The 24,991-nt window shown below is 62.9% G+C and carries 17 protein-coding genes and 3 pseudogenes; 13 read left to right on the top strand and 7 right to left on the bottom strand.

Features of this window, described 5'->3' with window-relative positions:
• The first annotated feature begins 56 nt into the window (after nt 1–56).
• From PSOLE_RS12340 to PSOLE_RS12330, 3 genes are all read left to right on the top strand, one after another.
• Nucleotides 57–989 carry a D-2-hydroxyacid dehydrogenase gene (locus PSOLE_RS12340; protein ID WP_074858952.1) on the top strand — a complete coding sequence of 311 codons (933 nt, stop codon included), beginning with the start codon at nt 57–59 and terminating at the stop codon, nt 987–989.
• Nucleotides 990–1,172: 183 nt separating this feature from the next.
• On the top strand, nt 1,173–1,622 hold the full coding sequence (locus PSOLE_RS12335) for a YcgN family cysteine cluster protein (RefSeq protein ID WP_003461673.1): 450 nt from the start codon (nt 1,173–1,175) through the stop codon (nt 1,620–1,622).
• A 101-nt stretch (nt 1,623–1,723) separates the two neighbouring features.
• Nucleotides 1,724–2,950: a hypothetical protein gene (locus PSOLE_RS12330; protein ID WP_074858955.1), complete on the top strand. Its 1,227-nt coding sequence runs from the start codon at nt 1,724–1,726 to the stop codon at nt 2,948–2,950.
• A gap of 26 nt (nt 2,951–2,976) precedes the next feature.
• Here PSOLE_RS12330 and PSOLE_RS12325 read toward each other — a convergent pair whose 3' ends face one another.
• Both PSOLE_RS12325 and PSOLE_RS12320 read right to left on the bottom strand, forming a co-directional pair.
• A complete protein-coding gene (locus PSOLE_RS12325) occupies nt 2,977–3,447 on the bottom strand; it encodes an RNA methyltransferase (RefSeq protein ID WP_003461669.1) in 471 nt (156 codons plus the stop codon).
• Nucleotides 3,448–3,638: 191 nt separating this feature from the next.
• The gene (locus PSOLE_RS12320; RefSeq protein ID WP_003461667.1) at nt 3,639–3,980 is read right to left on the bottom strand and encodes a YajD family HNH nuclease; all 342 of its coding nucleotides are present in this window, start codon (nt 3,978–3,980) and stop codon (nt 3,639–3,641) included.
• 84 nt (nt 3,981–4,064) lie between these two features.
• Between PSOLE_RS12320 and PSOLE_RS12315 the strand changes: the two genes are divergently transcribed.
• Entirely contained in the window at nt 4,065–4,379 is a 315-nt protein-coding gene (locus PSOLE_RS12315) for a hypothetical protein (RefSeq protein ID WP_074858958.1), read from the top strand.
• A gap of 56 nt (nt 4,380–4,435) precedes the next feature.
• On the opposite strand, the gene PSOLE_RS12310 is transcribed toward PSOLE_RS12315, so the two are convergent.
• A complete protein-coding gene (locus tag PSOLE_RS12310; RefSeq protein WP_074858961.1) occupies nt 4,436–6,478 on the bottom strand; it encodes a S9 family peptidase in 2,043 nt (680 codons plus the stop codon).
• Nucleotides 6,479–6,583: 105 nt separating this feature from the next.
• Here PSOLE_RS12310 and PSOLE_RS12305 point away from each other — a divergent pair, with 105 nt between their 5' ends.
• The 4 genes from PSOLE_RS12305 to PSOLE_RS12290 all read left to right on the top strand — a co-directional run bounded on the left by PSOLE_RS12305 (nt 6,584) and on the right by PSOLE_RS12290 (nt 8,874).
• Nucleotides 6,584–7,057 (top strand): hypothetical protein, encoded by a 474-nt coding sequence (locus PSOLE_RS12305; protein WP_039964782.1) that lies wholly within the window; start codon nt 6,584–6,586, stop codon nt 7,055–7,057.
• Between the two features lie 63 nt (nt 7,058–7,120).
• On the top strand, nt 7,121–7,567 hold the full coding sequence (locus tag PSOLE_RS12300) for an HIT family protein (protein WP_074858985.1): 447 nt from the start codon (nt 7,121–7,123) through the stop codon (nt 7,565–7,567).
• A gap of 4 nt (nt 7,568–7,571) precedes the next feature.
• Nucleotides 7,572–8,345 carry a class II glutamine amidotransferase gene (locus PSOLE_RS12295; protein WP_003461657.1) on the top strand — a complete coding sequence of 258 codons (774 nt, stop codon included), beginning with the start codon at nt 7,572–7,574 and terminating at the stop codon, nt 8,343–8,345.
• Nucleotides 8,346–8,349: 4 nt separating this feature from the next.
• A complete protein-coding gene (locus tag PSOLE_RS12290; RefSeq protein WP_003461655.1) occupies nt 8,350–8,874 on the top strand; it encodes a DUF2937 family protein in 525 nt (174 codons plus the stop codon).
• Between the two features lie 33 nt (nt 8,875–8,907).
• Here the strand turns inward: PSOLE_RS12290 and PSOLE_RS12285 are convergent, their stop codons facing one another.
• The 3 genes from PSOLE_RS12285 to PSOLE_RS12275 are packed head-to-tail and all read right to left on the bottom strand — an operon-like array spanning nt 8,908 to nt 13,345.
• Complete coding sequence (locus PSOLE_RS12285; protein ID WP_074858964.1) at nt 8,908–10,251, bottom strand: TolC family outer membrane protein; 1,344 nt, start codon at nt 10,249–10,251, stop codon at nt 8,908–8,910.
• A gap of 1 nt (nt 10,252) precedes the next feature.
• The gene (locus tag PSOLE_RS12280; protein ID WP_074858967.1) at nt 10,253–11,599 is read right to left on the bottom strand and encodes an HlyD family type I secretion periplasmic adaptor subunit; all 1,347 of its coding nucleotides are present in this window, start codon (nt 11,597–11,599) and stop codon (nt 10,253–10,255) included.
• A 6-nt stretch (nt 11,600–11,605) separates the two neighbouring features.
• On the bottom strand, nt 11,606–13,345 hold the full coding sequence (locus PSOLE_RS12275) for a type I secretion system permease/ATPase (RefSeq protein ID WP_074858970.1): 1,740 nt from the start codon (nt 13,343–13,345) through the stop codon (nt 11,606–11,608).
• 666 nt (nt 13,346–14,011) lie between these two features.
• On the opposite strand from PSOLE_RS12275, the pseudogene PSOLE_RS12270 reads away from it, so the two are divergent.
• A pseudogene (locus tag PSOLE_RS12270) lies at nt 14,012–14,570 on the top strand (calcium-binding protein).
• A 74-nt stretch (nt 14,571–14,644) separates the two neighbouring features.
• On the top strand, nt 14,645–15,313 hold the full coding sequence (locus PSOLE_RS12265; RefSeq protein ID WP_074858976.1) for a response regulator: 669 nt from the start codon (nt 14,645–14,647) through the stop codon (nt 15,311–15,313).
• A gap of 11 nt (nt 15,314–15,324) precedes the next feature.
• On the opposite strand, the gene PSOLE_RS12260 is transcribed toward PSOLE_RS12265, so the two are convergent.
• A complete protein-coding gene (locus tag PSOLE_RS12260; RefSeq protein WP_074858980.1) occupies nt 15,325–16,785 on the bottom strand; it encodes a sensor histidine kinase in 1,461 nt (486 codons plus the stop codon).
• Nucleotides 16,786–17,346: 561 nt separating this feature from the next.
• Between PSOLE_RS12260 and PSOLE_RS12255 the strand changes: the two genes are divergently transcribed.
• The 3 genes and pseudogenes from PSOLE_RS12255 to PSOLE_RS23700 all read left to right on the top strand — a co-directional run.
• A complete protein-coding gene (locus tag PSOLE_RS12255) occupies nt 17,347–23,526 on the top strand; it encodes a peroxidase family protein (protein ID WP_074858982.1) in 6,180 nt (2,059 codons plus the stop codon).
• Nucleotides 23,527–23,740: 214 nt separating this feature from the next.
• Nucleotides 23,741–24,787: pseudogene (locus PSOLE_RS12250) on the top strand (DUF2167 domain-containing protein).
• Nucleotides 24,788–24,886: 99 nt separating this feature from the next.
• Nucleotides 24,887–24,991 (top strand): annotated as a pseudogene (locus PSOLE_RS23700) (IS110 family transposase); the annotation flags it as partial.

Below are 24,991 nucleotides of genomic sequence, written 5' to 3'. Positions count from 1 at the left end.
GCTTTTTTTAACGCAGTATTGCCAACGCAGGTAGTTTTTCAACGGCCTGGTAAGTCATGCGCCTGCTGATCGCCGAAGAGGATCATGCGTTCTACGCCGAGCGTATTCGTAGCGCCTGCCCTGAACTGCAACTGGTCGCCGGCGCACAGCTCGAACAACTGCGTGTGGTCGCCCGCGACTGCGACCTCTGGCTGGGACAGCCCGACCTGCTCGCGCCCTTGCTGCGCGAAGGTGTGCGCCCGCAGTGGCTGCAGTCGACCTGGGCCGGCATCACGCCGCTGCTGGCGCAAGGATTACCGCGCGATTACCGTCTGACCCGCGCTGTCGGCATCTTCGGTCAGGTGATGGCCGAATACGTGCTCGGTCATCTGCTGGCCCATGAACGGCGTCTGTTCGCCCGCCTGGCGGCGCAGGTCGAGCAGCGTTGGGATCACCGTCTGCCACGCAGCCTGCGCGGACGCCGCGTGTTGGTGGTCGGTTGCGGTGATATCGGTCAGGCCGTCGCCGAGTTTCTCCAGCCTTTCGGGGTGGAATTGCGCGGCGTCGCCAGTCAGGCGCGTGAGCAGGCGCCGTTTCTCGACGTGGCGGCGATGGATCAACTGCCTCATCTGGTCACCTGGGCCGATTACGTGGTCAACCTGCTGCCGGACACGCCGGCCACGCGCGATCTGTACGATGCCCGGCTGCTCGCCCATTTCCGCCCAGAAGCGGTGCTGATCAATGCCGGTCGCGGTGTCGCCGTGGTCGATGCCGATCTGGTCGCCGCGCTTGAGCGCCACCAGTTGGCCGGCGCGGTGATCGACGTCTGTCGCGAAGAGCCGCTGCCGCCCGGTCATGCGTTCTGGAATGCCCCGCGCCTACTGCTCACCGGCCACAGCTCGGCGCCTACCGATCCGGCGCTGATGAGTGAGCTTTTCATCGACAACCTGGTGCGCTGGCAAACGGGAGAGCCGTTACGGGGTGAAGTGGATTTCGCCCGCGGTTATTGAGGTACTTGGCGGGTTACACCCGCCCTACGGGTGCAGATCTGCAGTGCGGGTGCAACCCGCCAGCGGCGATGACCGGCTCGTACAATCAATCCCTGATGGCGCCATTCGGCATGCGCCGCTTGGCCAGGGCTGGGGCTCAAGTTAGACTGCCGCGCTTTTTCCGCTTGAGTCCATACCGCTGCCATGGCTGCCGACCTCGAACCCTTCTGGAAACGCAAGACCCTCGCCCAGCTCGATCAGGGGGAGTGGGAGTCGCTGTGCGACGGCTGTGGCCTGTGCTGCCTGCAGAAGCTCGAGGACGAGGACGATGGCGCCGTCTACTACACGCGCATCGCCTGCAAATTGCTGGACTTGCAGACGTGCCGCTGCAGCGATTATCCCAACCGGGTCAAACATGTGCCTGACTGCATTCAGCTCACTCCGGCGCAGGCCGATCAGTTCCGCTGGCTGCCGCCGACCTGTGCTTATCGCCTGGTCAGCGAAGGCAAGGACCTGCCACATTGGCACTACTTGGTCAGCGGCGACCCGGACGCCGTGCACGCCGAGCGCATTTCCCAATCAGGACGCATGCTCAGTGAGAACAGCGTGGCCGAAGACGATTGGGAAGATCATCTGATTTTTCGCGCCGGTTGATTGCCGCGCGGCTTCGTGGCAAATCTGTCCCCCGTTAATGGAATTTGCCCTGTGGCGCAGCTGTCATAAGCTGCCACGTCCCGCATCAGGAGTTTTGCTCGATGTCCCTTCGCTTGCCGTTGTACGCGTCTCTGCTGCTTCTGGGTCTGCCGGCCTTCGCTGCCACGCAGAAGGTCGATCTGGATTACCGGGTGCGCTTCTTGCCGGAGAGCAATCAGGCTGAAGTCAGCATCACGCTGGAGAAGGGCGAGTACGTGCGCAGCCTCGACTTCAATCTTGGCGAAGACGGGCGTTTCAGCGATTTCCAGGCCGATGGCCAGTGGTCGCAGGAGGTTGCCGGACGCGGCAAGTGGCAGCCAGGCGAGGGCAAGAGCGTACTGAACTACCGCGTGTTGATCGACAGCGAACGCAAGCCGGGGCGCTACGACGCCAGGATGACTGACGACTGGGCATTGTTCAGGGGCGACGACCTGATTCCGGCGGCCAAGCTCGACCAGCAGAACAAGACCGAGCTGGTGGCGCGCCTGCAGTTCGAGCTGCCCAAGGGCTGGACGAGCGTGGAAACCGGCTGGCCGCGCATCGGCAAGAACCGCTTTCGCATCGACAACCCGCAGCGCAAGTTCGATCGTCCGACCGGCTGGATGCTGGCCGGCAAGCTGGGTACCCGGCGCACCCGCCTGGGTGATACCGAAATCGCCATCTCCGCGCCGGTCGGCGAGGGCATGCGGCGCATGGATATCATGACCTTCCTCACCTTCGTCTGGCCGCAGATGCAGCAGGTGTTTCCGCGCGACCCGGACAAGCTGCTGATCGTCGGCGCTGGCGATCCGATGTGGCGTGGCGGCCTGTCGGCGGCCAACTCCTACTTCATGCACGCTGACCGGCCCCTGGTCAGCGAGAACGGCACCAGCTCTCTGGTGCACGAACTGGTGCACGTATTCAGCCGCATCTATGGCCGCGAGCGCAGTGACTGGATCTCCGAAGGCCTGGCCGAGTACTACGCCATCGAATTGATGCGCCGCGCCGGGGGCATCAGCGAAGACCGTTATCAGAAGATCCGCGAGCAGCTGATTCGCTGGAGCAAGCCGGTCAACAGCCTGCGTACCGACAATGCCAGCGGCGCTGTCACCGCGCGTGCGGTGCTGCTGTTGCAGGAGCTGGACCGGGAAATCCGTCAGAAGACCAAGGACAAGGGCAACCTGTCGCTGGATGACGTGACCCGTGGGCTGATGCGTCTGGACAAGGTCAGCACCAAGGACTTCATCGACATCACTGAGAACGTCATCGGTGGGCCGTCGAAGACGCTGGATACGCGGTTGCTGCGTTGAGTGTTACCGCTTCGCTCCCTGTCGGGTCAGAACAAGGGGCCGGAGCGGGTATTGTTACCTTTGGCCAGGCGGTCGTAGAGCACCACGTTGACCGTCGCGGCCAGGTTCATGCAGCCCTGAGTAGGGATGTACACGACTTCAGCGCCACACCAGTCGAGAATCTCCTGCTGCAGTGAGCCGTCCTCCGGGCCGAAGATGTACAGCGCCCGGTCGGGATGGGTATAGGCGGGCAGGGCGCGTGCATCATCGACCAGTTCCACCGCCACTGGGGTGCAACCCAGCGGCAGGATCTTGCGCAGATCGTCGATGTTGATCAGCGGGATATCCTGGTGAACCTTCTTGGTGTCGGTGATGAAATCCTTGGCGCGGTCGTAGCGGGTGCCGGTGTAGAACACCGAGCTGACGTCATAGCAGCCCGCCGCACGCATGATGGAGCCGACGTTTTCCGGTGATTTCGGGTTGAACAGGCCGATGCAGGCGTATCGTTTGTTGGCCACGGTGGCACTCGCAAAAGCGCCTATTATACGGTGCTAACCACCGGCCCCTAGCAGGCTGTTGAAAAACTACCTACGTTGGCAATACTGCGTCAAAAACGGCCTCAAAATGCTCATTTACAACTCGTAAACTGCGCTTTTTCGGCCGTGTTTTCCTTGTCTTGCCTGCCTCGCCTACGTTTTTCAACGGCCTGCTAGTCCTTTTTCAACAGGCTGGCCAGATCGCCAAAGGCCTTGTAGGTCGATTTGGCAGCCTGAGGGCTGGCGGTGGAGCCTTCGGCGAAATACTGCTGGTCGGTGTAGCGCGAGTGTTCGTTGTCATGACAGAACAGGCACAGCAGCTCCCAGTTGGAACCATCGGCCGGGTTGTTGTGGTGGTTGTGATCGCGGTGATGCACGGTCAGTTCGCTCAGGCGCTTGCCAGAGAACTCGCGGGCGCAGCGGCCGCAGACATGTGGGTACATTTTCAGCGCTTTCTGCCGGTAGCCTTCTTCGGCCTGGGCGGACAGGTAGTAGCGGTTGTTATTGGTGCTCATGACAGAACCTGTTATCGGGAGGTGAACGCTTGACTGGATATGTTGCCAGAATAGAACGAAAGCCAGCTGTACAGGAGATATGTCATGCGCTTGCCTATGTTCGCCGTGATGATTCTGGCCTCCAGCCTTGCCGGCTTGGCCTGGGCTCAGGAACCGATGCGCATGCCGTCCGCGCCTGGGGCAGGTGCGCCGGGCACTGCGACGCCACAGCCTTACGGCCAGCCTTCCACGCCCACTACGATCAAGCGCCAGGGATCGGCGCCCCTCTTACCGCCGCCCCAGGGACAAACGCCTCCAGGGACTGCGCTGAAATCCACTGGCGATCAATCGATTCCGCAGCTTGATGAGCAACTGCGCCGCAATAGCCAGGGGCTGGACGGGCAGCGCAAGGCGGAGTGATCGGCGTAGGAGCGGCTTCAGCCGCGATGCTTGGGGAATCGCGGCTGAAGTCGCTGCTACGGCTGTGCTATCCCGAGCACACGGAACAGGAAGGCATACTCCAGCGCCACATCCTTGATGCCCTGATAACGCCCACTCATGCCGCCATGGCCGGCGCCGAAGTCGGTTTTGAGCAGTAGCAGATTGGTGTCGGTCTTGTCGCGGCGCAGCTTGGCCACCCACTTGGCCGCTTCCCAGTACTGCACGCGGCTGTCGTTGTAACCGGCGACGGCGAGGATGGGCGGGTAGGCCTGGGCGCGTACGTTCTCGTAGGGCGCGTAGGCCTTGATGCGTGCATATACCTCGGGCTGATTCGGGTCGCCCCATTCGTCGTACTCGGTGACGGTCAGTGGCAGGTCCGGGTTGAGCATGGTGTTGAGCACATCGACAAAAGGCACTTCGGCAATGGCAGCAGCGAACAGCTCGGGGCGCTGGTTGAGCACGGCGCCGATCAGCAGGCCACCGGCGCTGCCACCGCTGATCGCCAGTTGTGCGGTGGTGGTCAGACCCTCGGCGATCAGGTGTTCGGCGCTGGCGATGAAATCGTCGAAGCTGTTCTGTTTGTGTTCGAGCTTGCCGGCCCGGTACCAGGCTTCACCCATCTCGCCGCCACCGCGGATATGCGCGATGGCGAAGATGAAACCGCGCTCCAGCAGGCTTAGGCGGGCGTGGGAGAACCAGGGGTCGAGGCTCGCGCCGTAGGCGCCGTAACCATAGAGATAGAGCGGTGCAGGCTTCCCTGCGGCGAATACCTCGCGGCGCGCCACCAGGCTGATCGGTATCTGCGTGCCGTCGGCCGCAGTGGCCCAGAGGCGTCGGCTTTCATAGGCGTCGGCATCGAACGGACCTTCCACGGGCGTTTGCTTCAGTACCTGCTGCGCGCCGCTGGTCAGCTCCAGTTGGCGTATCTGCGCGGGGCGATTGAGCGCTTCATAGCGCAGGCGGATCACCGGGCTGTGAAACTCCAGGCTGTCTTGCACGTAGAGGCTATAGGCGGCATCCGGCAACTGCACGCGATAGGCTTCAGCGCCCTGTGGCTGCACTTCGAGGATCGGCAGACCGCCTTCGCGCAGCGCCAGGACGATGGCACGCTGGTTCAGCGTGGCGCCTTCGAGCATTACCTGCGGGTCGTGGGCGCGAATCTGTTGCCAGTGCGGGCGCTGCGGCTGCGCCTCACTGGCGCGGTAGAGCGCGAAGTTGATGCCGCTCTGATTGCTGCGGATCAGCCAGCACCACTGGCCGTCCAGCATGCCGTGATCGACATCGTATTCGTGGCCTTCCTCGCGCGGTGCCAGGCAGCTGAAATCGCCTTGCGGCTGCTGCGCGTCGAGCACCCAGACCTCGCTGGTGGTCTTGCTGCCCAGTTGCAGGATCAACTGGCGCTCGGAGCTGGAGCGGTAGCAGTGCAGGAAGAAGCGGCCATCTGCTTCCTCGAATACGGCTTGCGCAGCGGCGTCGCCGAGGCGGTGACGGTAGAGCTTGTAGGGGCGGTGGGTGTCGTCCAGTTCGGTGAAGAACAGCGTCTGGCTGTCGTTCGCCCAGATCATGCTGCCGTCGCAGTCGTCGAAGGGCAGTTCGATGATCTGGCCGCTGTCCAGTTCCTTGACGAACAGGCGGTAGATTTCGTCGCCGTTGCTGTCGAGGCTGTAGGCCAGGCGTTGCTGGTCAGGACTGATGCTGAAGGCGCCTACGGAAAGAAAGCCGCCGCCGGCCAGTTCGTTGGCGTCGAGTAGCAAGGCTTCACTGGCCGCGTCGACATCCAGCGAACCATCGGCAGGACGGCGGCAGCGATAGTGCCGCGGATATTCGTCTCCGGCGGTGGTGCGCTGGTAGTAGAGGTAGTCGCCCCAGGGCGTGGGCAGCGACAGGTCGTTTTCGCGAATGCGCCCCTTGATCTCCTCGAACAGTTGCTCGCGCAGCGCCTGCTGCGGTTCCAGCACCGTCTCCAGGTAAGCGTTCTCGGCCTGCAGGTATGCCAGCACCTCCTCGCTGTCGCGGTTTTCCAGCCAGTGATAAGGGTCGTTGCCGGCTTCCTGGCGGGCGATGGGGGCAGAGGACATGGCGTGGCTCCAGAGAACGAGAGGGCGACGGCAGGGGCGCCGCACTGGGCAAAAGCCGCTATCATAAGCGCCCCTTTGCCAGACCTGCCACGCCGGCGCCTGCTTATGATGAATGAAAACGACTACCTCCTGGCCTGGGCGGCCTACGGGATTGCCGCTCTGGGTTGCCTGTTGGTGTGGATGCGCCTGACCAGCTGGATGTGGCGCTACCTGCGCGAGCCGCTGCGGGTGCTGATGGCCGTGCTGCTGTTCAGCCCGACCATCGTCGACCCGGCGCGCGAACTGTTCGCGCCCGCCCTCGCGGTGACCGCCATGGATATATTGCTCAAGGTTGGCAACAACGCCTGGCGCGCGGTCGCTGATCTGGCGCTCTATAGCCTGATCGCGCTTGCCATGTATCTATTGTTCGTCGCTGTTCGCTGGCCCATCGAGCGTTGGTGGAAGGGGCGTCAGGGCGAGCATGTAACCGAGCCCGACGAGGACCCGCGCACCCTGCGCGAGCGCATGGAAGAGGGCGACGACCTGCCAACTCGTGACTACGGGCGCGATCGCTCGGGGCGTATGGAACCGCGTATTTGATCTGACCCCTTGCGCCTGCCGGCCCAGGCGTTCAGCATGATGGCCTTGTGCAAGGGAGGCCTGATGGATTGCGTGTTTTGTGCCATTGCCGAGCAACGTCTACCCGCTCATCGTCTGTATGAAGACGAAGATTTCATCGTGCTGCTGGATATCTTTCCGATGCGTCCGGCCCATGTGCTGATCGTCAGTCGTGTGCATGCGCCATTTCTACGAGATCTGCCGCCACCGGTGCGTGAACGTCTGTTGACGCTGGCCGAGCGTATCGCCGCTGCGCTGCGCGAGGCCGGCTTCGGTAAGAACGGCATCAATCTGCTGATCAATGACGGTCCGGATTCCAATCAGCACGTGCCCCATCTCCATTTACACCTGATTCCGCGTCGGCCGGGTGACCTGCCGGCGCTGCTCTGGCGATTGCTGGTGCGCTTTCTGCCAATGGGCCGCAAGCGAATCGAAGCGCGTCTGCAAGATGAAGCCGAGCGTCTGCGCCTGATCCTCGGCAAGGAGAATTGATTCGATGTGCGAATTGCTCGGCATGAGCGCCAATGTACCCACCGATATCGTGTTCAGCTTTACCGGGCTGATGCAGCGTGGCGGCCGCACCGGGCCGCACCGTGATGGTTGGGGTATCGGCTTCTACGAAGGGCGCGGCTTGCGTCTGTTCCAGGACCCGCGGGCGAGCAGCGAATCCGAGGTGGCGCAGCTGGTGCAGCGCTACCCGATCAAGAGCGAAGTGGTGATCGGCCATATCCGCCAGGCCAACGTCGGCAAGGTCTGCCTGGTCAACACTCATCCCTTCAGTCGTGAGTTGTGGGGGCGTAACTGGTGTTTCGCCCATAACGGCCAGCTGGCGGGCCTGGAAGGCTCCACTACCTTCTACCGACCGGTCGGCGAGACCGACAGCGAAGCGGCGTTCTGCGACCTGCTCAACCGCGTGCGTCGCGCCTTTCCCGAGCCGGTATCGGTGGAAATGCTCCTGCCGGTGCTGGTGGCGTCCTGTGCCAGTTACCGCAAGCTCGGCGTGTTCAATTGTCTGCTCAGCGATGGCGACTGGCTGTTCAGCTTCTGCTCGACCAAGCTCGCGCATATCACCCGCCGCGCGCCGTTTGGCCCTGCGCAGCTCAAGGACGCTGACCTGAAGGTGGATTTCCAGTCAGAGACCACGCCCAACGACGTGGTGACCGTCATCGCCACTGAACCTTTGACCGACAACGAACAGTGGTCGCTGTACCAGCCGGGCGAATGGCGCCTGTGGCGCCGCGGCGAATGCATCACTCACGGCAAGGCCTGATCTCATGCTTAGAAGCTACCTGCGCCTGACGCTGTTCGCTTTCGGCCTGTTGCTCGGCGTGCAGGTGCCGGGCTTCGTCGATGACTACGCCAAGCGGGTCGAAGCTCATCGCCTGGAGTCGCAGCAGAGTCTCAAAGGTTTTCAGGAAACGGCGCGCAATTTCTTCAAGGGCGATATGGACGCGCTGGTTGCGCACTACCGCGTCAGCGATGACCCGGTGATGCGCAGCGATGCCAAGAGCGTCGGGCACCTGGTGCAGCGCTCCGCCTTGCTCGAACGCGAATGGCAGGCCATGCAGGGGCCCTGGTACGCCCAGGCCTGGCACCTGGCAACTGGCGCGGATCACGAGCTGTTCGAGGAAACCCTGCAGGCTTACCGTTATCAGGTGCTGTTTACCCCGGATGCGATTCTCTGGGGTGTGATCAGCGCACTGCTGCTGGCCTGGCTGGCGGAGGTGCTGGTGGTGCTGTGCGGCTGGATGTTCGGCGCAGGGCAGACCAGGCGCGCTCAACAGCGCCACTGGCGCTGAATACCTGCCCAGGGGACTCGGGCAAACGCTGGCTCAGTAGCCGAGTGCCAACTCCGGACCCAGGTAGTCATTGACCTGGAGGATATCGTCCTCGCCGAGCAGGCCGACCGCAGCGGCCAGTTGCAGGCGTGCGAGCAGATAGCGAAGTTTGGCTTCGAGCAGATCACGGCGGGCGATGAACACCTGTTCCTCGGCGTTGAGGATATCGACATTGGTACTGGAGCCCGCGAGAAACCCCTTGCGCGCTGAATCCTGTGCCCGCTCGCTGGAAATGACGGCCTGCTGCAGGGCGCGAATGCGTGCCTGGCCGCTCTGCACGCCGTGGAACTCACGGGTTGTGGCGGAGAACACTTCCTCGCGGCTGGCATTGACTTCTTCCCCGGCCTGTTCACGACTCGCGGTGGCCTGGCGCACCCGCGCGCTGACGCCGCCGCCGGAGTAAAGCGGCATGGTGAATTCCAGGCCGATGGAGCTGTAGCGGTTGGTCTGGTTGATGGTGGAGAGCGAATCGCTCTCGCTGTCGGTATAGCCCAGGACCAGGTCGAGAGTCGGCCAGTGGGCGCTGCTGGCGCGTTTGACCTCTTCTTCGGCGAGGCCATGATTGAGCTGGCGTGCGCGCAGCGAAGGGTTGTTCAATTGCGCCTTCTGTAGCCAGTCCTGGAGGTTGTCCGGTTGCAGGGGCGGGGTAGGAAATTCCGCGTGCAGGGTGGCGAGTTGATCCGGGTTGTTGCCGAGCAACTCCTGCAGCAGGCGCAGGGCGACTACCAGATTGTCTTCGGCTTCGATCACGCCGGCCTGCGCCAGGTCACGTCGGGCGGTGGCCTGGTCGACGTCGGTGATGGTGCCGTCGCCCAGATCGAAGCGGCGTTTGGCAGCCGCTACCTGCTGCTCGAAAGCCTTGAGCTTGGCGCGTGAAAGCTCGATGGTCTCGCGCGTCAGCAACACATCGAAGTAGCGGCTGGCCAGGCGTACGGCAACGCTCTGCGTCTTGGCATCGAACACCGCTTCGCTATAGCTGGCGCGCTGCTTGCCCTGGCGATACTCGACCATTTTCTGGCGGTTATACAGCGGTTGACGCAATTGCAGGCTGAGGTTTTCCGAGTCGTAGTCCAGATCGTTCTCGATGCGCCGGCCAAGTGCATTCTGTTGCTCCTGGGTGCCGTCGACCTGGCTTTTGCTGGCCCTGGCAGTGATCTGCGGCAGTAACCCGGCTCTGCCGATAGCGGGGTTTTCCAGACCAGCGGCACGCTCGTGGACGGCGGCACGATAGGTTGGGCCCTGCAGTTGCAGCAATTCCCAGGCCTGCAACAGGTCCATGGAGTGGGCGGGCAGGCAGGCCAGGCAGCAGAGGCCTGACAATATCTGGCGTACGAGCATGTCATTGCTCCTTGAAGGCTCCGTCGATACGGTCAAGCATGGGCTTCATCAGATAGCTCATCAGGTTGCGTTCACCGGTCTTGATCGTCACGGTAGCCGGCATGCCGGGGCGAATGCGATTGCTGCCCAGCTTGTCCATGCCGTCGGTGGTGACCTCGATCTCGGCCAGGTAGTAGGGCTGCTTGTTGGTCTCGTCGATGAGGCGATCGGCGGAAATCGTCAGTACGCGACCGGGGATGTTCGGCGTCTGCGCGTGATTGAACGCGGGGAAGGCGATGTCCACCGGCAATCCCGGTTGCATCTTGTCGATGGCCTGCACCGGCACCATGGCATCGACCTGCAGCGGCTCATTGGCCGGCACCACGTCCATGATTCGCGAGCCGGCCTGGATCACCCCGCCTATGGTGGAGGCCGACAGTCCCAGCACCACGCCATCGATGGGCGAGCGGATCACCGTGTTGCTGACTTCGTAGTCCAGCGCCCGCAGGCGGTCGGCGAGAGCGGCGGCCTCTTTCTGCATATCGCTGAGCTGCGATTGCACTTCCTGCTGGTAATTCTGTTCAAGCTGGAGGATGCGCAGTTTGAGCTCGGCGATCTGGTTGCGCGTACGCCCTGTGTCGGCGATGTTCTGCGCCAGCGAGGCGCTCAGTTCGGCGGCGTTGCGTTCCAGTTCGAGCATGCGGTTGCGCGTCACATAGCCTTCCGCCGCCAGGCTGCGCACCCCGTCGAGTTCCTGGTTGAGCAGCCTGATCTGCGCGCTGCGCGAGTGCTGTACCTGGCGCAGGCCCTTGAGCTGTTCCTCGGCGCCGTGGATGTTCTCGCGGAGAATCTCGGCTTCGCCGCTCAGTGCCGCGCGGCGGGTGGCGAACAGGCGCTGCTGCAGGGCGACCGAGGCATCCAAACGTGGGTCGCCGGCGAAACGGCTGAGCAGCTCGGGATCGAACTCCACCTGTGTGGCGCCGTCGCGCTCGGCCTGCAGGCGGCTTTTCACCGTGCTGACCACTATGTACTGGGCGCTGACCATGCCCTGCTCGGCGATGGCGCGAGTGGCATCCAGCTCGATCAGCGGCTGGTTGCGTTGCACCAGATCCCCCTCGCGCACCAGGATGGCGCCGACCGAGCCGCCGGTCAGATGCTGGATGGTCTTGCGGTTGTCGGTGACGTTGACCGTGGCATTGGCCACCACCCCGGCATCCAGAGGCGCGAGAATGGCCCAGAGAATGAATCCACCGAAGCCTGCGAGCACCAGCGACAAGCCCCAGCGACTCGGTTTGCCGTCGTCCATGTCAACCGTGCAGGGGCTATCCGTCAGTATCAGCCCCTTGCTTTCGTACTGCAGATCGGACATGACATGTCACTCCTTGGCCCGTACCGAGGCCAGGGTCGGCGACCCCTTGCCGGTGGGGATCACGTTGGCCTGGCGCAACGCAGCGAATACCTCATCGCGGCTGCCGAACATCTGCACAGCGCCTTCGCGCAGTACCAGCACCTTGTCCACCATGTTCAGCACGGTGGGGCGGTGGGAGATCAGCACCAGGGTCTTGCCGCGTTGCTTGAGGTCGAGCAGCGCTTGCAGCAACGCTGCTTCGCCGACGTCGTCGAGGCTGGCGTTGGGCTCGTCGAGGACAATCAGTGATGGCTCGCCGTAGAGTGCACGGGCCAGGCCGATGCGTTGCTTCTGCCCGCCGGACAAGGAGCCGCCGTCGGCGCTCAGGTGGGTGTCGTAGCCTTGCGGCAGGTGCAGGATCATCTCGTGCACGCCGGCCTGCCTGGCGGCGAGGATCACCGCCTCGCCGTTGATAGCGCCGAAGCGCGCGATGTTTTCGGCGACGCTGCCCTCGAACAACTCGACGTCCTGTGGCAGGTAGCCGAGCCAGGGACCCAGCTCAGCCTTGTTCCATTGATAGATATCGGCGCCGTCCAGGCGCACCTTACCGCCTTGCGCCGGCCAGACGCCAACCAGCAGACGTGCCAGGGTGGATTTGCCTGAGGCCGAGGGGCCGATGATGCCCAGGACCTCGCCGGGTGCCAGGTTGAAGCTGACGCCGCGCAGGATCGGCGCGGGCGAGCCCGGTGCGCTGGCGAAGGCGTTCTCCACGTGGAGCATGCCCAGCGGCTTGGGTAGCGGCATGGATGGCTTGTGCGCAGGAAAGTCAGCCAGCAGTCCGGATAGCCGAGCCCAGGCTGCACGGCTGGAGAGCAACTGCTTCCAGGCCGAGATCACCTGCTCCACCGGCGCCATGGCACGGCCGGAGAGGATCGAGCAGGCGATCATCATGCCCGGGGTGATCGTGCCCTGGATCGCCAGCCAGGCGCCGGCACCAAGGATCAGTGACTGCAGGGTGACACGCACGAAACGACTGCCTCCGGCGATGTAGGCCGCGCGGTCGGAGGCCAGGGTCTGCAGCTCGAGAATTTTCAGGTGGTTGCCGAACCAGCGCTGGCGAATTGCCGGCAGCATGCCCATGGCCTCGATCACTTCGGCATTGCGCAGGTTGTTGTTGGCGAAACTGCCGGATACCAGCGAGGCCTGATTGGCCTCGGCCAGCGGCTTGCGCGTGCTGACTTCGGTGAGCCAGGCCAGGCCCACCAGCAGTAACGAACCGATCAGAGTAATCAGGCCGAGCAGTGGGTGTACCAGGTAGATCACCAGCAGGAAGATGGGGGTCCAGGGGGCGTCGAAAAAGGCGAACAGGCCGTTACCGGTAAGAAACTGGCGGACCTGCGAGAGATCCTGCAGCGCCTGTGCCGGGTTGCCGCCGGCGCGGCGCAGGTTGCGCTCGAAGGCGGCGCCGAAGATGCGCTTGTTGAGCATCATGTCGAGGCGGTTGCCGACGCGGATCAGCACGCTTGAGCGCACCACTTCCAACAGCGCCATCAGTACATACAGACCAATCACCAGCACGGTGAGCATCAGCAGGGTGGTGACATTGCTGCTGACCAAGGCGCGGTCGTAGACCTGCAGCATATAAACAGCCGGGGTCAGCATCAGCAGGTTGATCACCCCGCTGAAGGCGGCCAGGGCGTAGAAGGTGCGGCGCAGGCGAAAGAGCACCTCGGCCAGCTCGGAACGCGGGGACTGCGGGACGTCCATGGGACCCTCCGGCACTGCATGTTCGCTGGGTGTCCTGCGTGGGGTGACGGCATTTCGACGATTGGCGTGCAGGACCGTCTATTGGAGACGTTTTCTTGTCTCTTTGGGTGTCGCCCTCTAGGTATAGATGGGGTTTTCGTCGATGTGCAAGGGATTTAATCGCCTTATTTTTTCGATGTTTCGTTTTGTTTCATAAAAAAAATCTTTATTCAATAAAAGCTTATAGGAAATAAGGATAATTAATGAGGCGATTGACGGTATCTTGACAATCCTATTGGCTTGGACTTAAGTCTAGGCGTGTGATCCAAGCCAATAAGTCGACACAGCTTTCGTTGGCAAGCTCCTGCATGGGGTGATCACCATCGGAATCACGTTTTACCGGACGCCTGAGGCGTCTTTGCTAGGGCATTTCGCCGACCTGAAACTGCACGGGTCTCCTACTGCCTGATTTTTGACGCCAGGCTTCGTGCCAGCTTCAGCATAGGGACATACCAAATACTGATTGCACGCCGATTAGCCCAGCAGGTCGGAGTGGCAGCGTTTGGCCTCTATCCCGGGGACGCTCTGACGATTGTGTGATGCGCAACGGATGGGGTGGGCTGCTTCTGGGCCAGCGATTCCTCCGATTTCGCGCATTCAGCTGCTGGGTTTCAGAGGTGGAAGGAAATGGCCGATTTCATCAAATCCGATCTCGAGTTCATCCTGCAGCAGATTTTCATTGCTGAGGCGCATGCCGCCGGACAGAGCCTGAGCGAGTTGCTGCCCAACTCCCAGGTGCCCTGGGGGCTGCGTACAGTGGATGGCAGCGACAACCTTAACGGGGGCGCCGGTACCGATCAGTTGCTCGGCGGCAACGGCAACGACCAACTGTTTGGCGATGGTGGCAATGACATCCTCGATGGCGGCGTCAGCAACGACAGGGTGACTGGCGGTGCCAGCAACGACACCATGACCGGTGGTACTGGCAACGACATCTTTGTGTTCGGGCCGAACTTCGGCAATGACCGGATCACGGACTTCGATGCCAACTCTGCCGGAGGGCCAAGATCTACTCAATATCGCCGCGCTGGGGATTACGGCAGCGACCTTCGCTGCGCGGGTGAGCATCGCCGATGCCGGTGCCGACACCCTGGTGACGGTCAACGGTGCGGATGGCGGCACCATCACCCTGGTTGGAGTCACCAATCACACCACGGTGACGGTAGCGGACTTCCAGTTGAGTTGAGTCGGGAAGCCTGGTGCCTGGCTTTGCCCGGCACCATGGCGACAAGGGTATAAACCTTGAGGGGAGCATATTCGATGAGTGACAAGATCAAGGTAGGCATAGTCGACGACCATCCGCTGCTACGGCAGGGGGTCGCCGCGACCCTTAGCCGGGTCGAGGACTTCGAGGTGGTGGAGCAGGGCGGTTGCGCCGACGAGGCGCGGGAAATTTCCGCGCGCTGTCAGCCCGATGTGCTGCTGATGGATGTCAACATGCCGGGTGATACCTTCGCTGCGGTACGCGCCATCAGCAAGGCACAGCCAAAGGTCAAGGTGTTGATGCTGACGGTGTCAGAGTCCGAGGACGACGCCTATTCGGCCCTGGAGGGCGGCGCCCAGGGCTACGTGCTAAAGGGGGTCAGTGGTCCTGAGCTGATTCAGGCGATTCGCACCGTGGCCAAGGGTGAAACCTTTATCACCCCGGCGCTGGCGACGCGCCTGCTGAGCAACTTCCGCAAGCACCAGACCGAGCAGCGCGGGGTGGACCTTACCCACCGCGAAGAACAGATCATCCGCGAGGTCGCCAACGGTCTGACCAATCGTGAGGTGGCGGTCAAGCTGGGTTTGAGCGAGAAGACGGTGAAGTACTACATGACCAACGTGATGCAGAAACTGCATGCGCGCAATCGTGTCGAGGCGGTGGCGGCAGTGCGCCGCTATTGGGAAAGCCACAAGACCTGGACTGTAGGCATCGGTGCGCCGTGACGGCACAGGTGTTACTGGCAGTTTTCGTCATCGTGTAAATCGAATCTGGCCGTGACCCGGGTACCTTGCCCGGGGGCCGATTCGAGCTCGAACGTCCCACCCAGAGACTCCACGCGATAGCGCATGCCCACCAGTCCCAGGCGCGAGCGATGTGACCCTGTCGCGGCCTGAAGACCCTTATCGATGCCGGCGCCGGTATCCGCCACCTGTACTTCCAGTACGCCCTGCCGGCACTTGGCACTGACCCGCTGTCCCTGGCCGCCGGCATGGTGGAAGGCGTTGTTCAACGCCTCCTGTACCAGCCGGTAGACGCAGATCTTGTAGGACAGACTCAGCGCCTCGGGTAACTCGCCGAGATCTAGCTGCACCTTGGTTTCGCTGCGCTGTTCATGGCGTTGCACCACCAGTTTGAGCAGCTCATCCAGATTCAGTTCGTTGATTTCCGGCAGGGCCAGGCCACGGGAAATACCGCGAATCTCGCGCAGGCTTTCCTGCGCGGCGTTGCGGATGGTCTCCAATGGCTCTCTGGTCGTGCTTGTAGACAATGCCGCCAGTTCATCCAGGCGCAGCAGGATCAGGGTCAGGAGCTGCGCCGGACCATCGTGCAGGTCGGCGCCCAGACGCCTGTGTGTCAGCTCGTTGATGGTGGCGAACTCGTGGCTGGCGGTATTGACGCGCTGCTGCAGCGCGGTGTTCTGCTGGTGCAAGGCCTCCCGCTCGCACATCTGCTGGCGCAGGATCGCCTGCTGGCGATCGATGATGCGGTCGCCGCGGCGGACGATGAGAAACAGCAGCAGGAGCATGGCCAGGGTAGCGGCGGCGATGATTGCCCAGACCTGCAGATGGATGCTGGCGATCTCGTGCTCCATCTCGTAGAACTCACCGATGGCGATGATCCGTCCGCTACCGAACTCGCGCAGCGGCACATAGGTTTCGTACAGCGGCTGATTGAAGCTGCGCTCGTAGGCGTGTTCGTCGTGATCCAGCGGGCTCAGGCGGGTGACCACCTCGCCCTGCATGGCGGCGGCGATGGGGCCGGCCGGGTGATAGTAGAAGACCGGCCGCTTGCTGCTGTAGACGTTGCTGCCGTCGGGTAGCCAGATCTTCACCGAAACGATGTGGCTGTTGAGCGAGGTTTGCTGCATCAGTGCATCGATGGCCTGCGTGCTCTCGGGTTTGAGGTTGCGCGCACTGGCCAGCTCCTGCACGTACTCGTCGAGATAGGCCTCCATATAGATGGCCGCGCCTTCTCCTGCACTCTGCGCTGCGGCCAGCCTGATTTGCTGGCTGACCAGGCTGCCGACGAAGGTCATGCTTACGCCGAGAATCAGTGCAGCAGCGAGAACGAACTGCACCGAACGGTTCGCCGACCCCAGGCGACGCCAGCCGGATGAAGTGGGTTCGACCAAAGTCCCATCACCATTCTCGACCAAGGTCGTTGAAATGGATTCGACCTTTGCATCTATGGTCATTGCCGTTACTCCCGGATGCTTGGAGCCAAGTGCTGAAAGACCTTTTGCTGGCTGCGACGTGCTGAGGTCTATCAACAAGCTAGTTCAGGATTGGCCTTGTCGGGTCGCCGAGAGCAGATCACCAACTCCGCAGAGGTTGGCGTGTGCTTCAGGCGACAGGTGAGGTGGCAGTTACAGCTGTAGCTTGATAGGACGCATGGAGTGGGTCTTGAGCATTCTCAAGCGTGGTGCTGGCGATGGCATGCGGGGCAAGAGAGGGCGCCACGGCTGTCGTTCAGGCCACCTGTGATGGAGCGCAAAAGATGGACAGCAGTCCACGCCGTCCCGTAGCGGCGAGCTTGTGTGGTACCGGTTTGTGGCATGGTCACGGGCCACCTTAGTCCCATCCCTCGGCCCAGCTGCCGCCGGGGCAAACGATCGCCAGGTGCGGTTCGAGCCCTTTTCCATCTGCCCAGACACACATATTCCTGCGCTGCGCCACGCCGTTGCAATGTTGCCGTATGCATGTGGTTTCACTGACGTCTCCGTCAGTCGCGCTCACATCAAAGGGAGCACAACAAAATGGCTGTCAAGACAACCCAATCCGATCTGGAATTCATCCTCCAGCAAATCAAGATCGCCGAAGCCCACGCCGGTGGCGCCTCGCTCTACGACCTGGTCGGCAACCCGCTGCTGCCCTATGGTCTGCGCACGGTCGACGGCACCTACAACAACCTGGTGCCTGGCCAGCAGCACTACGGCTCGGCCGACCAGACCATGCCGCGCCTGCTGGAGCCGGAGTTCCGCGACGCGGAAAACGGCATCGACGGCAACGGCGCGCCCCCCGGCTTCCCCGGTTCGGGCACCCAGACCAGCTATGAACAGACCAGCGGCTATGTGGTGGATTCGCAGCCGCGGGTGATCAGCAACCTGATCGTCGACCAGAGCCTGAACAACCCGGCGGCGGTGATGGCCGCGCTGGAGTACGCCGGATCCAGCGACGTCTTCGGCGATGCACAGTTGGTGGCCAACGCCCTGGCCACGCTGAAAACCACCGAGGCGGCGGCGCTGGGCAATAGCGCGCTGGTCGAGGCCAGCGCCGCGCTGCTGGCCGCCTCTGCCGCTGCGGCCCAGGCTGCAGCCGAAGCGGCGGCGCAGGCGCAGGCGCAGGCCGATGCCGAAGCCCTGGCGCACAGCGAGGCGCTGGCGCTGGTAACTGCTGCGCAGGCCGCGGAAGGGGCTGCCTTGGCGGCGTTGATTTTCGCCCTGAACAACGGTGGTGATGTTGTCGGCACTTTGGCTGCCTACAACACGGCAGCGGCTGCGACTGTCACCGCTCAGGAGCAGGCCGCGGCGGCTGGTGAAAGCGCTGCGGCTTCGGCTGCCGCCGCAGAAACCGCCCAAGCCGATGCCCAGGCAGCGGCTACACGGTTGGCCAGCGATACGGCCGCCCACGAATTGCTGTTGACCGAGGTTGCCGAAAACAGCGCCGAGGTTGCTGCTGCCCAGGCCGCGCTGGATGGGCTGCTGGACGATATGGGTATCGTCATGGACAACGGCAGCGTGCAGGTGCCCAACGTCTCGCCGGACGAAGGCCTGAGCGCGCCTTTCAACGCCTGGATGAGCCTGTTCGGCCAGTTCTTCGACCATGGCCTGGATCTGGTCAACAAGGGCGGCAGCGGCACCGTGTATATCCCGCTGCAGCCGGACGACCCGCTGTACGTTGAGGGCTCGCACAGCAACTTCATGGTGCTTACCCGCGCCACCAACCAGCCGGGGCCGGATGGCATCCTCGGCACGCCCGACGACGTGCGTGAGCATGTCAACCAGACCACCCCCTTCGTCGACCAGAACCAGACCTACACCTCGCACGCCTCGCACCAGGTTTTCCTGCGCGAGTACGTGATGGTCGACGGCAAGCCGGTCGCCACCGGGCATTTGCTCGACGGGCCCAACGGCGGCCTGGCCACCTGGGCCGACATCAAGGCGCAGGCGCGCGAGATGCTCGGCATCGACCTCACCGATGCCGATGTGACCAACGTGCCGCTGCTGGCCACCGACCAATACGGTCAGTTCATCCGTGGCGAGAACGGTTTCGCCATGTTGATCATGCCCGGCAACCCGCCAGTGCAGGTGGAGGGCGATCCGGACAATCCCATCAGCACCCAGGGGGCCGTGCGCACCGGTCATGCCTTCCTCGACGATATCGCTCACAACGCGGTGCCGGTGATCGTCGGCGGACAACTGATGGCCGATAGCGACAGCGACGTGGGCAATGCCGTACCGGTCAATTCCATGACCGGACGCAACCAGCAGTACGACAACGAACTTCTCGACGCCCACTACATCACCGGCGACGGTCGCGGCAACGAGAACATCGGCCTGACCGCGGTGCACCATGTGTTCCACTCCGAGCACAATCGCCTGGTGGAGGCCAACAAGCAGACCATCCTCGCCAGCGGCGATCTGGCCTTTATCAACGAGTGGCTGCTGGTGCAGGTCGACCAGGTGCCGGAGAGTGCCGACGGGCTGATCTGGAATGGCGAGCGCTTGTTCCAGGCCGCGCGCTTCGTCAACGAGATGCAGTACCAGCACCTGGTGTTCGAGGAGTTCGTGCGCAAGATCCAGCCGTTCACCGATATCTTCATGGTGCAGCCGGATATTGAGATCGATGCGGCCATCGTCGCCGAGTTCGCCCACGTGGTGTACCGCTTCGGCCACTCCATGCTCAACGAAACGGTGGATCGGCTGAGCTTCGACATGCAGTCCAGCGATATCGGCTTGATCGAGGCCTTCCTCAACCCGGTCGAGTTCGCCAGCGCCGACGGCGATGTCATGGCTGGCTCGATCATCCGCGGCATGACCCGGCAGACCGGCAACGAGATCGACGAGTTCGTCACCGGCGTCTTGCGCAACAACCTGGTGGGGCTGCCCCTGGATCTGGCGGCGATCAATATCGCCCGCGGCCGCGACACCGGCGTGCCGTCGCTCAACAGTGCGCGCGAGCAGTTCTTCGCCGCCACCGGCGACAGCAACCTCAAGCCCTATGTCAGCTGGGTCGATTTCGCGCTGAACATCAAGAACCCGGCATCGATCATCAACTTCATCGCCGCCTACGGCCAACACGAGAGTATCCTCGCGGCCGATACCGCCGAGGCCAAGCGCGCCGCCGCCACCTTGCTGGTGATGGGCGGTAGCGGCAGCCCGAGCGATCGCACCGACTTCCTCAACAGCAGCGGCACCTGGGCCGACCGGGAGTCCGGCTTGAACCTGGTGGACTTCTGGATCGGCGGGCTGGCCGAGCGCAAGATGCTGTTCGGCGGCATGCTCGGCTCGACCTTCAACTTCGTCTTTGAAATACAGATGGAAAAACTGCAGGACGGCGACCGCTTCTACTACCTGTCGCGTACCCAGGGGCTCGACCTGTTGGGGGCGCTGGAGGCCAACTCCTTCGCCTCGCTGGTGATGGCCAATACCGACCTTGGTCAACCGGGCTCCTCGCACCTGCCGGGGGATCTGTTCGCCTCGGTAGACCATATCCTCGAGCTGAACCAGGCGCTGCAGATCGGCGCCGATCCGGTCTGGGGCAATCCCATCATGCAGGCGCTGACGCCCATGGTGGAACGTGGCGAAGGTTATTTGCGCTACAACGGCGAAGCCCATGTGGTGCTGGGTGGCACCGAAGACAACGACACCCTGATCGGCGGCATCGGCGACGACACCCTGTGGGGCGATGGCGGCAACGACCGTCTGGAGGGTGGCTACGGCAACGACATCATCCAGGGCGGTGACGGCGACGACATCATCACCGACATCGGCGGCGACGACATCATCAAGGCCGGCGCCGGCAACGACGTGATCCATGGCGGCAACGGCCTCGATCTGATCTTCGCCGGCGACGGCCATGACTTCGTTATCGGCGGCACCGACGGCAAGGAGATCCTGGGCGGCACGGGTAACGATTTCATCCACGGTGGCGACGGTATCGACGCGCTGTTCGGCGGTTCCGGCGACGACTGGGTGGAGGGCGGCGGTCGTTTCGACTACATCGCCGGCGACAACGGTGACATCTTCTTCGAGAGCCCGATCCTCGGCCACGATGTGCTCAACGGCGGCCAGGGCGACACCGACTACGACGCCGACTCCGGCGACGACATCATGTTCGCCGGCGCGGGTATCCAAAAGAATATCGGCATGTGGGGCTTCGACTGGGTGATCCACAAGGACAGCACGGTGTCCGCCTACTCGGATCTTAACCAGTTGGTGTTCGACACCGAGCCGCTGAAGGTGCTGCGCGACCGCTTCAGCGACGTCGAGGCGCTGTCGGGCTGGGATCGGGACGATGTGCTGCGCGGCGACGACCGCGGCAACGACCCGGATGCCGGCGAGGAGGAACAGCTCAACGCCAACAACGCCCTCAGCCAGGCCGGGGTCGACCGTATCAATGGTCTGCGCGAGATGCTCGACTATCTGGTGGAACTGCCGCCAGAAGAGGGCGACCTCGAGGCCGCCATCGCCTTCAATGCCGGCAATATCCTGCTCGGCGGCGGCGGCAGCGACGTGATCGAGGGCCGCGGTGGTGACGACTACATCGACGGTGCGGCCTGGCTCAACGTGCGCATCAGCATTCGCGACGACGCCGGCAACGAGATCGGCACGGCCGATGGTATGACCAAGGTGATCACCGGCAAGAGCGGGGTGCTGGCCGGCACTGCGGAGAGCCTGACCCTGGATCAGGCGATGTTCAGCCGCCTGCTCAATCCCGGCCAGTTACATATCGTGCGTGAGATTCTCTATAGCAAGGACGAGAACGACATCGACACCGCGGTGTACTTCGGTCTGGCCGACGAGTACGACATCATTGAGAACTTCGATGGTACCTGGACCGTCAGCCATACCCGCTTCGCCGGTGGCGGCGGTACCGTGACCACCTTCGACCCGCTCGATCCGGACGGCCTCAGCACCACCCGCAAGATCGTCTCCGACGGCACCGATACCCTGCGCAATATCGACCGCGTGCAGTTCGCCGACCAGGTGGTCTGGTTGATCGACCGCCCGGCCGAGGGCAGCGTGGCCATCAGCAACATGGCGCCGGCCGAGGACGAGATGCTGCTGGCTGCCGCCACCGTCAGCGATCCCAATGGCACCGAGTTCGCCGTGCTCAGCTACGCCTGGCAGGCGCTGGTGGCCGGCGAGTGGGTGCAGGTCGGTACGGGGCAGAGTTTCACCCCCGGCGATGCCGAGGTCGGGCTGGCGCTGCGCGTTGTGGTCAGCTTCAACGATGATATGGGCAACCCGGAGAGCCTGGTGTCCGCGGTCACCGCGCCGGTGCTCAACGTCAACGATGCGCCGACCGGCTTGCCGCAACTCAACAATGCTTCGCCCAGTGTCGGTCAGGTGCTGATCGCCTCCACGGCGATGATCGCCGATGCCGACGGCTTGGTCGGGGTGACCTTCGCCTACCAGTGGCAGGTCGGCAGCGGCGATAGCTTCAGCAATATCGCCGGCGCCACCGCGCAGTCCTTCACCCTGACGGCGGCTCAGGCCGGCCAGCAGGTGCGGGTGCAGGTCAGCTACACCGATAACCGCGGCACCTTCGAGTCGCTGACCTCGGCGGCCACCGCGGTGGTGGCCAGCGCGGTGATCATGGGCACCAACGCGGCCAATACGCTCAACGGTACGGCGTTGGACGACCATATCCTCGGCCTGGGCGGCAACGACGTGCTCAACGGTCTGGCCGGTAACGACATCCTCGACGGCGGCGCGGGCAACGACACCCTGGATGGCGGCCTCGGCGCCGATGTCATGCTCGGTGGTCTGGGCAACGACATCTATATCGTCGATAACGTGGGCGACCAAGTGATAGAGGCGGCAGGTGGCGGCACCGATACCGTGCGCACCACCCTGCAGGAATACGGTCTGGGCGCTAACGTCGAGCACCTGACCTTTATCGGCACGGGCAACTTCACCGGCTATGGTAACGAGCTGGCCAATACCATCACCGGCGGCGCGGGCAACGATGTGCTCGATGGCGGTACCGGAATCGACCGTCTGGTTGGTGGGGCGGGCAACGACAGCTACTACGTCGACAACCCCGGCGATGTGGTGGTCGAGGCTGCTGGCGCAGGGGTCGATACCGTCTACTCCACCAGTGCCAGCTTTACCCTGGGCGCCAATGTGGAGAACTACGTGCATCTCGGTGCCGGTGCAGCCAATGCCACCGGCAACGGCCTGGCCAACCAGATGACCGGTGGGGCAGCCGCTGACATCCTGCGCGGCCAGGGCGGCGACGATGTGCTCAGCGGCTTGGGCGGCAACGATACCCTCTACGGCGGAGCCGGTGCCGACAGTCTGTTGGGAGGCGAGGGGGCCGATACCCTGTTCGGCGAGGGTGGCAACGACATCCTCGACGGCGGCGACGGTGACGACATCCTCGATGGTGGTGTGGGTAACGACATCATGATCGGCGGTGCCGGCAACGACACTCTGTATGCCAGTCAGGGCAACGACATCCTCGTGTTCGGCCCCAACTTCGGTAACGACACCATCATCGGTTTCGACGCCAACCCGGCTGGAGGGCAGGACCTGCTCAACATCGCGGCGTTCAATCTGACGGCGGCGACTTTCGCCAGTCGGGTATCAATCGCCGATGCTGGCAACGATGTGCTGGTGACGGTGGGCGGTGCAGATGGCGGCAATATCCGCCTGGTCGGTGTGACCGACCACACCAGCGTGACCATCGCCGACTTCCAGTTGGTATGAGGTGGCGTGATCCCTGGCGTTCGGATCACGCACGGTAGCCAAGGTCGGCGCCAGGTTGGCTGCGGAGCATCGCCTGCGGGGGCGGTGCTCCGTGGTCTTCTTTGCAGGGGGGGCGGAATATCGCAAAAAGTTGCGGTATGGCGCATGTCGAGTTCCATGCGCGTGGCAACGAAATACGCGGTTATATTTACCTAGCCGTGCCTATGGAGTTCTCATGTCGATCAAGGATTCGATCCTGGCAGTCGCGCTGGCTGCTGTCCTGCCATTCAGCTGTGTTGCATACGCCAATCCCGAGATCGAGCCAGAAAACGCTGCGGTCGACGCCGAGGTCATCGAGACCGAGGATGCGGCGCAATCCATCAGTCCTGAAGAATTCGTCGCCAGCCTGGAGTTCAAGAGCGGCCGCGTCGTCCTGGGCAACGATCTGGCGACCCTCAACCTGCCCGATACCCTGGTGTTTCTCGACGGTGAGAACGCCCAGCGTCTGTTGGTCGATGGCTGGGGCAATCCGCCAGATGACGTTCCGCCGCTGGGCATGATCCTGCCGGCTGGCGTGTCGCCGCTGGCCGATGAATCCTGGGGTGTGACCGTCGAATACGAAGACAGCGGCTACGTGTCCGATGAGAACGCCGGCGATATCGACTACGGCGACATGCTCAAGGACATGCAGGCCGACGTGCGCGAGGCCAACACCTGGCGTGAAGAGAACGGCTGCGAGGCCGTGCAACTGGTCGGCTGGGCCGCCGAGCCGCACTAAGATACCGAAGGCAAGAAGCTGTATTGGGCCAAGGAGCTGAAGTTTGGCGACAGCGAGGCCAATACCCTGAACTACAACATTCGCGTCTTGGGCCGTAAGGGCGTGCTGGTGCTGAATTTCGTCGCCAATATGGATCAACTGGCAGAAATCGAGGCCAGCGTACCGACCGTGCTGGCTGTAACCGAGTTCAACCCGGGCTAGCGCTATGCCGAGTTCGATCCAGATCTGGATACCGTAGCCGCATACGGCCTGGGAGCGCTGGTCGCCGGCAAGGTGGCGGCCAAGACTGGTTTGCTGGCGCTGCTGCTGGTATTGCTGAAGAAGTTCTGGTTCATCCCGGTGGTGCTGGGCGGCTGGCTGTTCAAGCGCATTGGCATGCGCAAGAAGCAAGCTCCGGCCGACGCAGTGAGCGCTCCGGTCTCACCGGTTGCCGAGGCCAAACCGCAAGAGCCGGCGCAAACGGTGATGGATCTGAACAAACCAGACGATGCGGACAAACGCTGAGTTCAGTCCGTAGCCCAATGAGATGGACTCCTCCCTCCTACGGCGTCATTGCGCCAGACTGAAGGTTGTAAAACAAGCAATCCCGGAGGGGGAGCCCGCATGAAACTTAAACGCATAGGCGTGGATTTGGCAAAGCAGGTTTTTCAAGTTCATGGTGTTGACAGCCATGAGCAGGTCAAATGCCGCAAGCAACTCAAACGGCAT

The sequence above is a fragment of the Pseudomonas oleovorans subsp. oleovorans genome, assembly GCF_002197815.1.
GTDB classification, from domain to species: Bacteria; Pseudomonadota; Gammaproteobacteria; order Pseudomonadales; family Pseudomonadaceae; genus Aquipseudomonas; species Aquipseudomonas oleovorans.
This window is presented reverse-complemented; position numbering and strand designations above follow the sequence as displayed.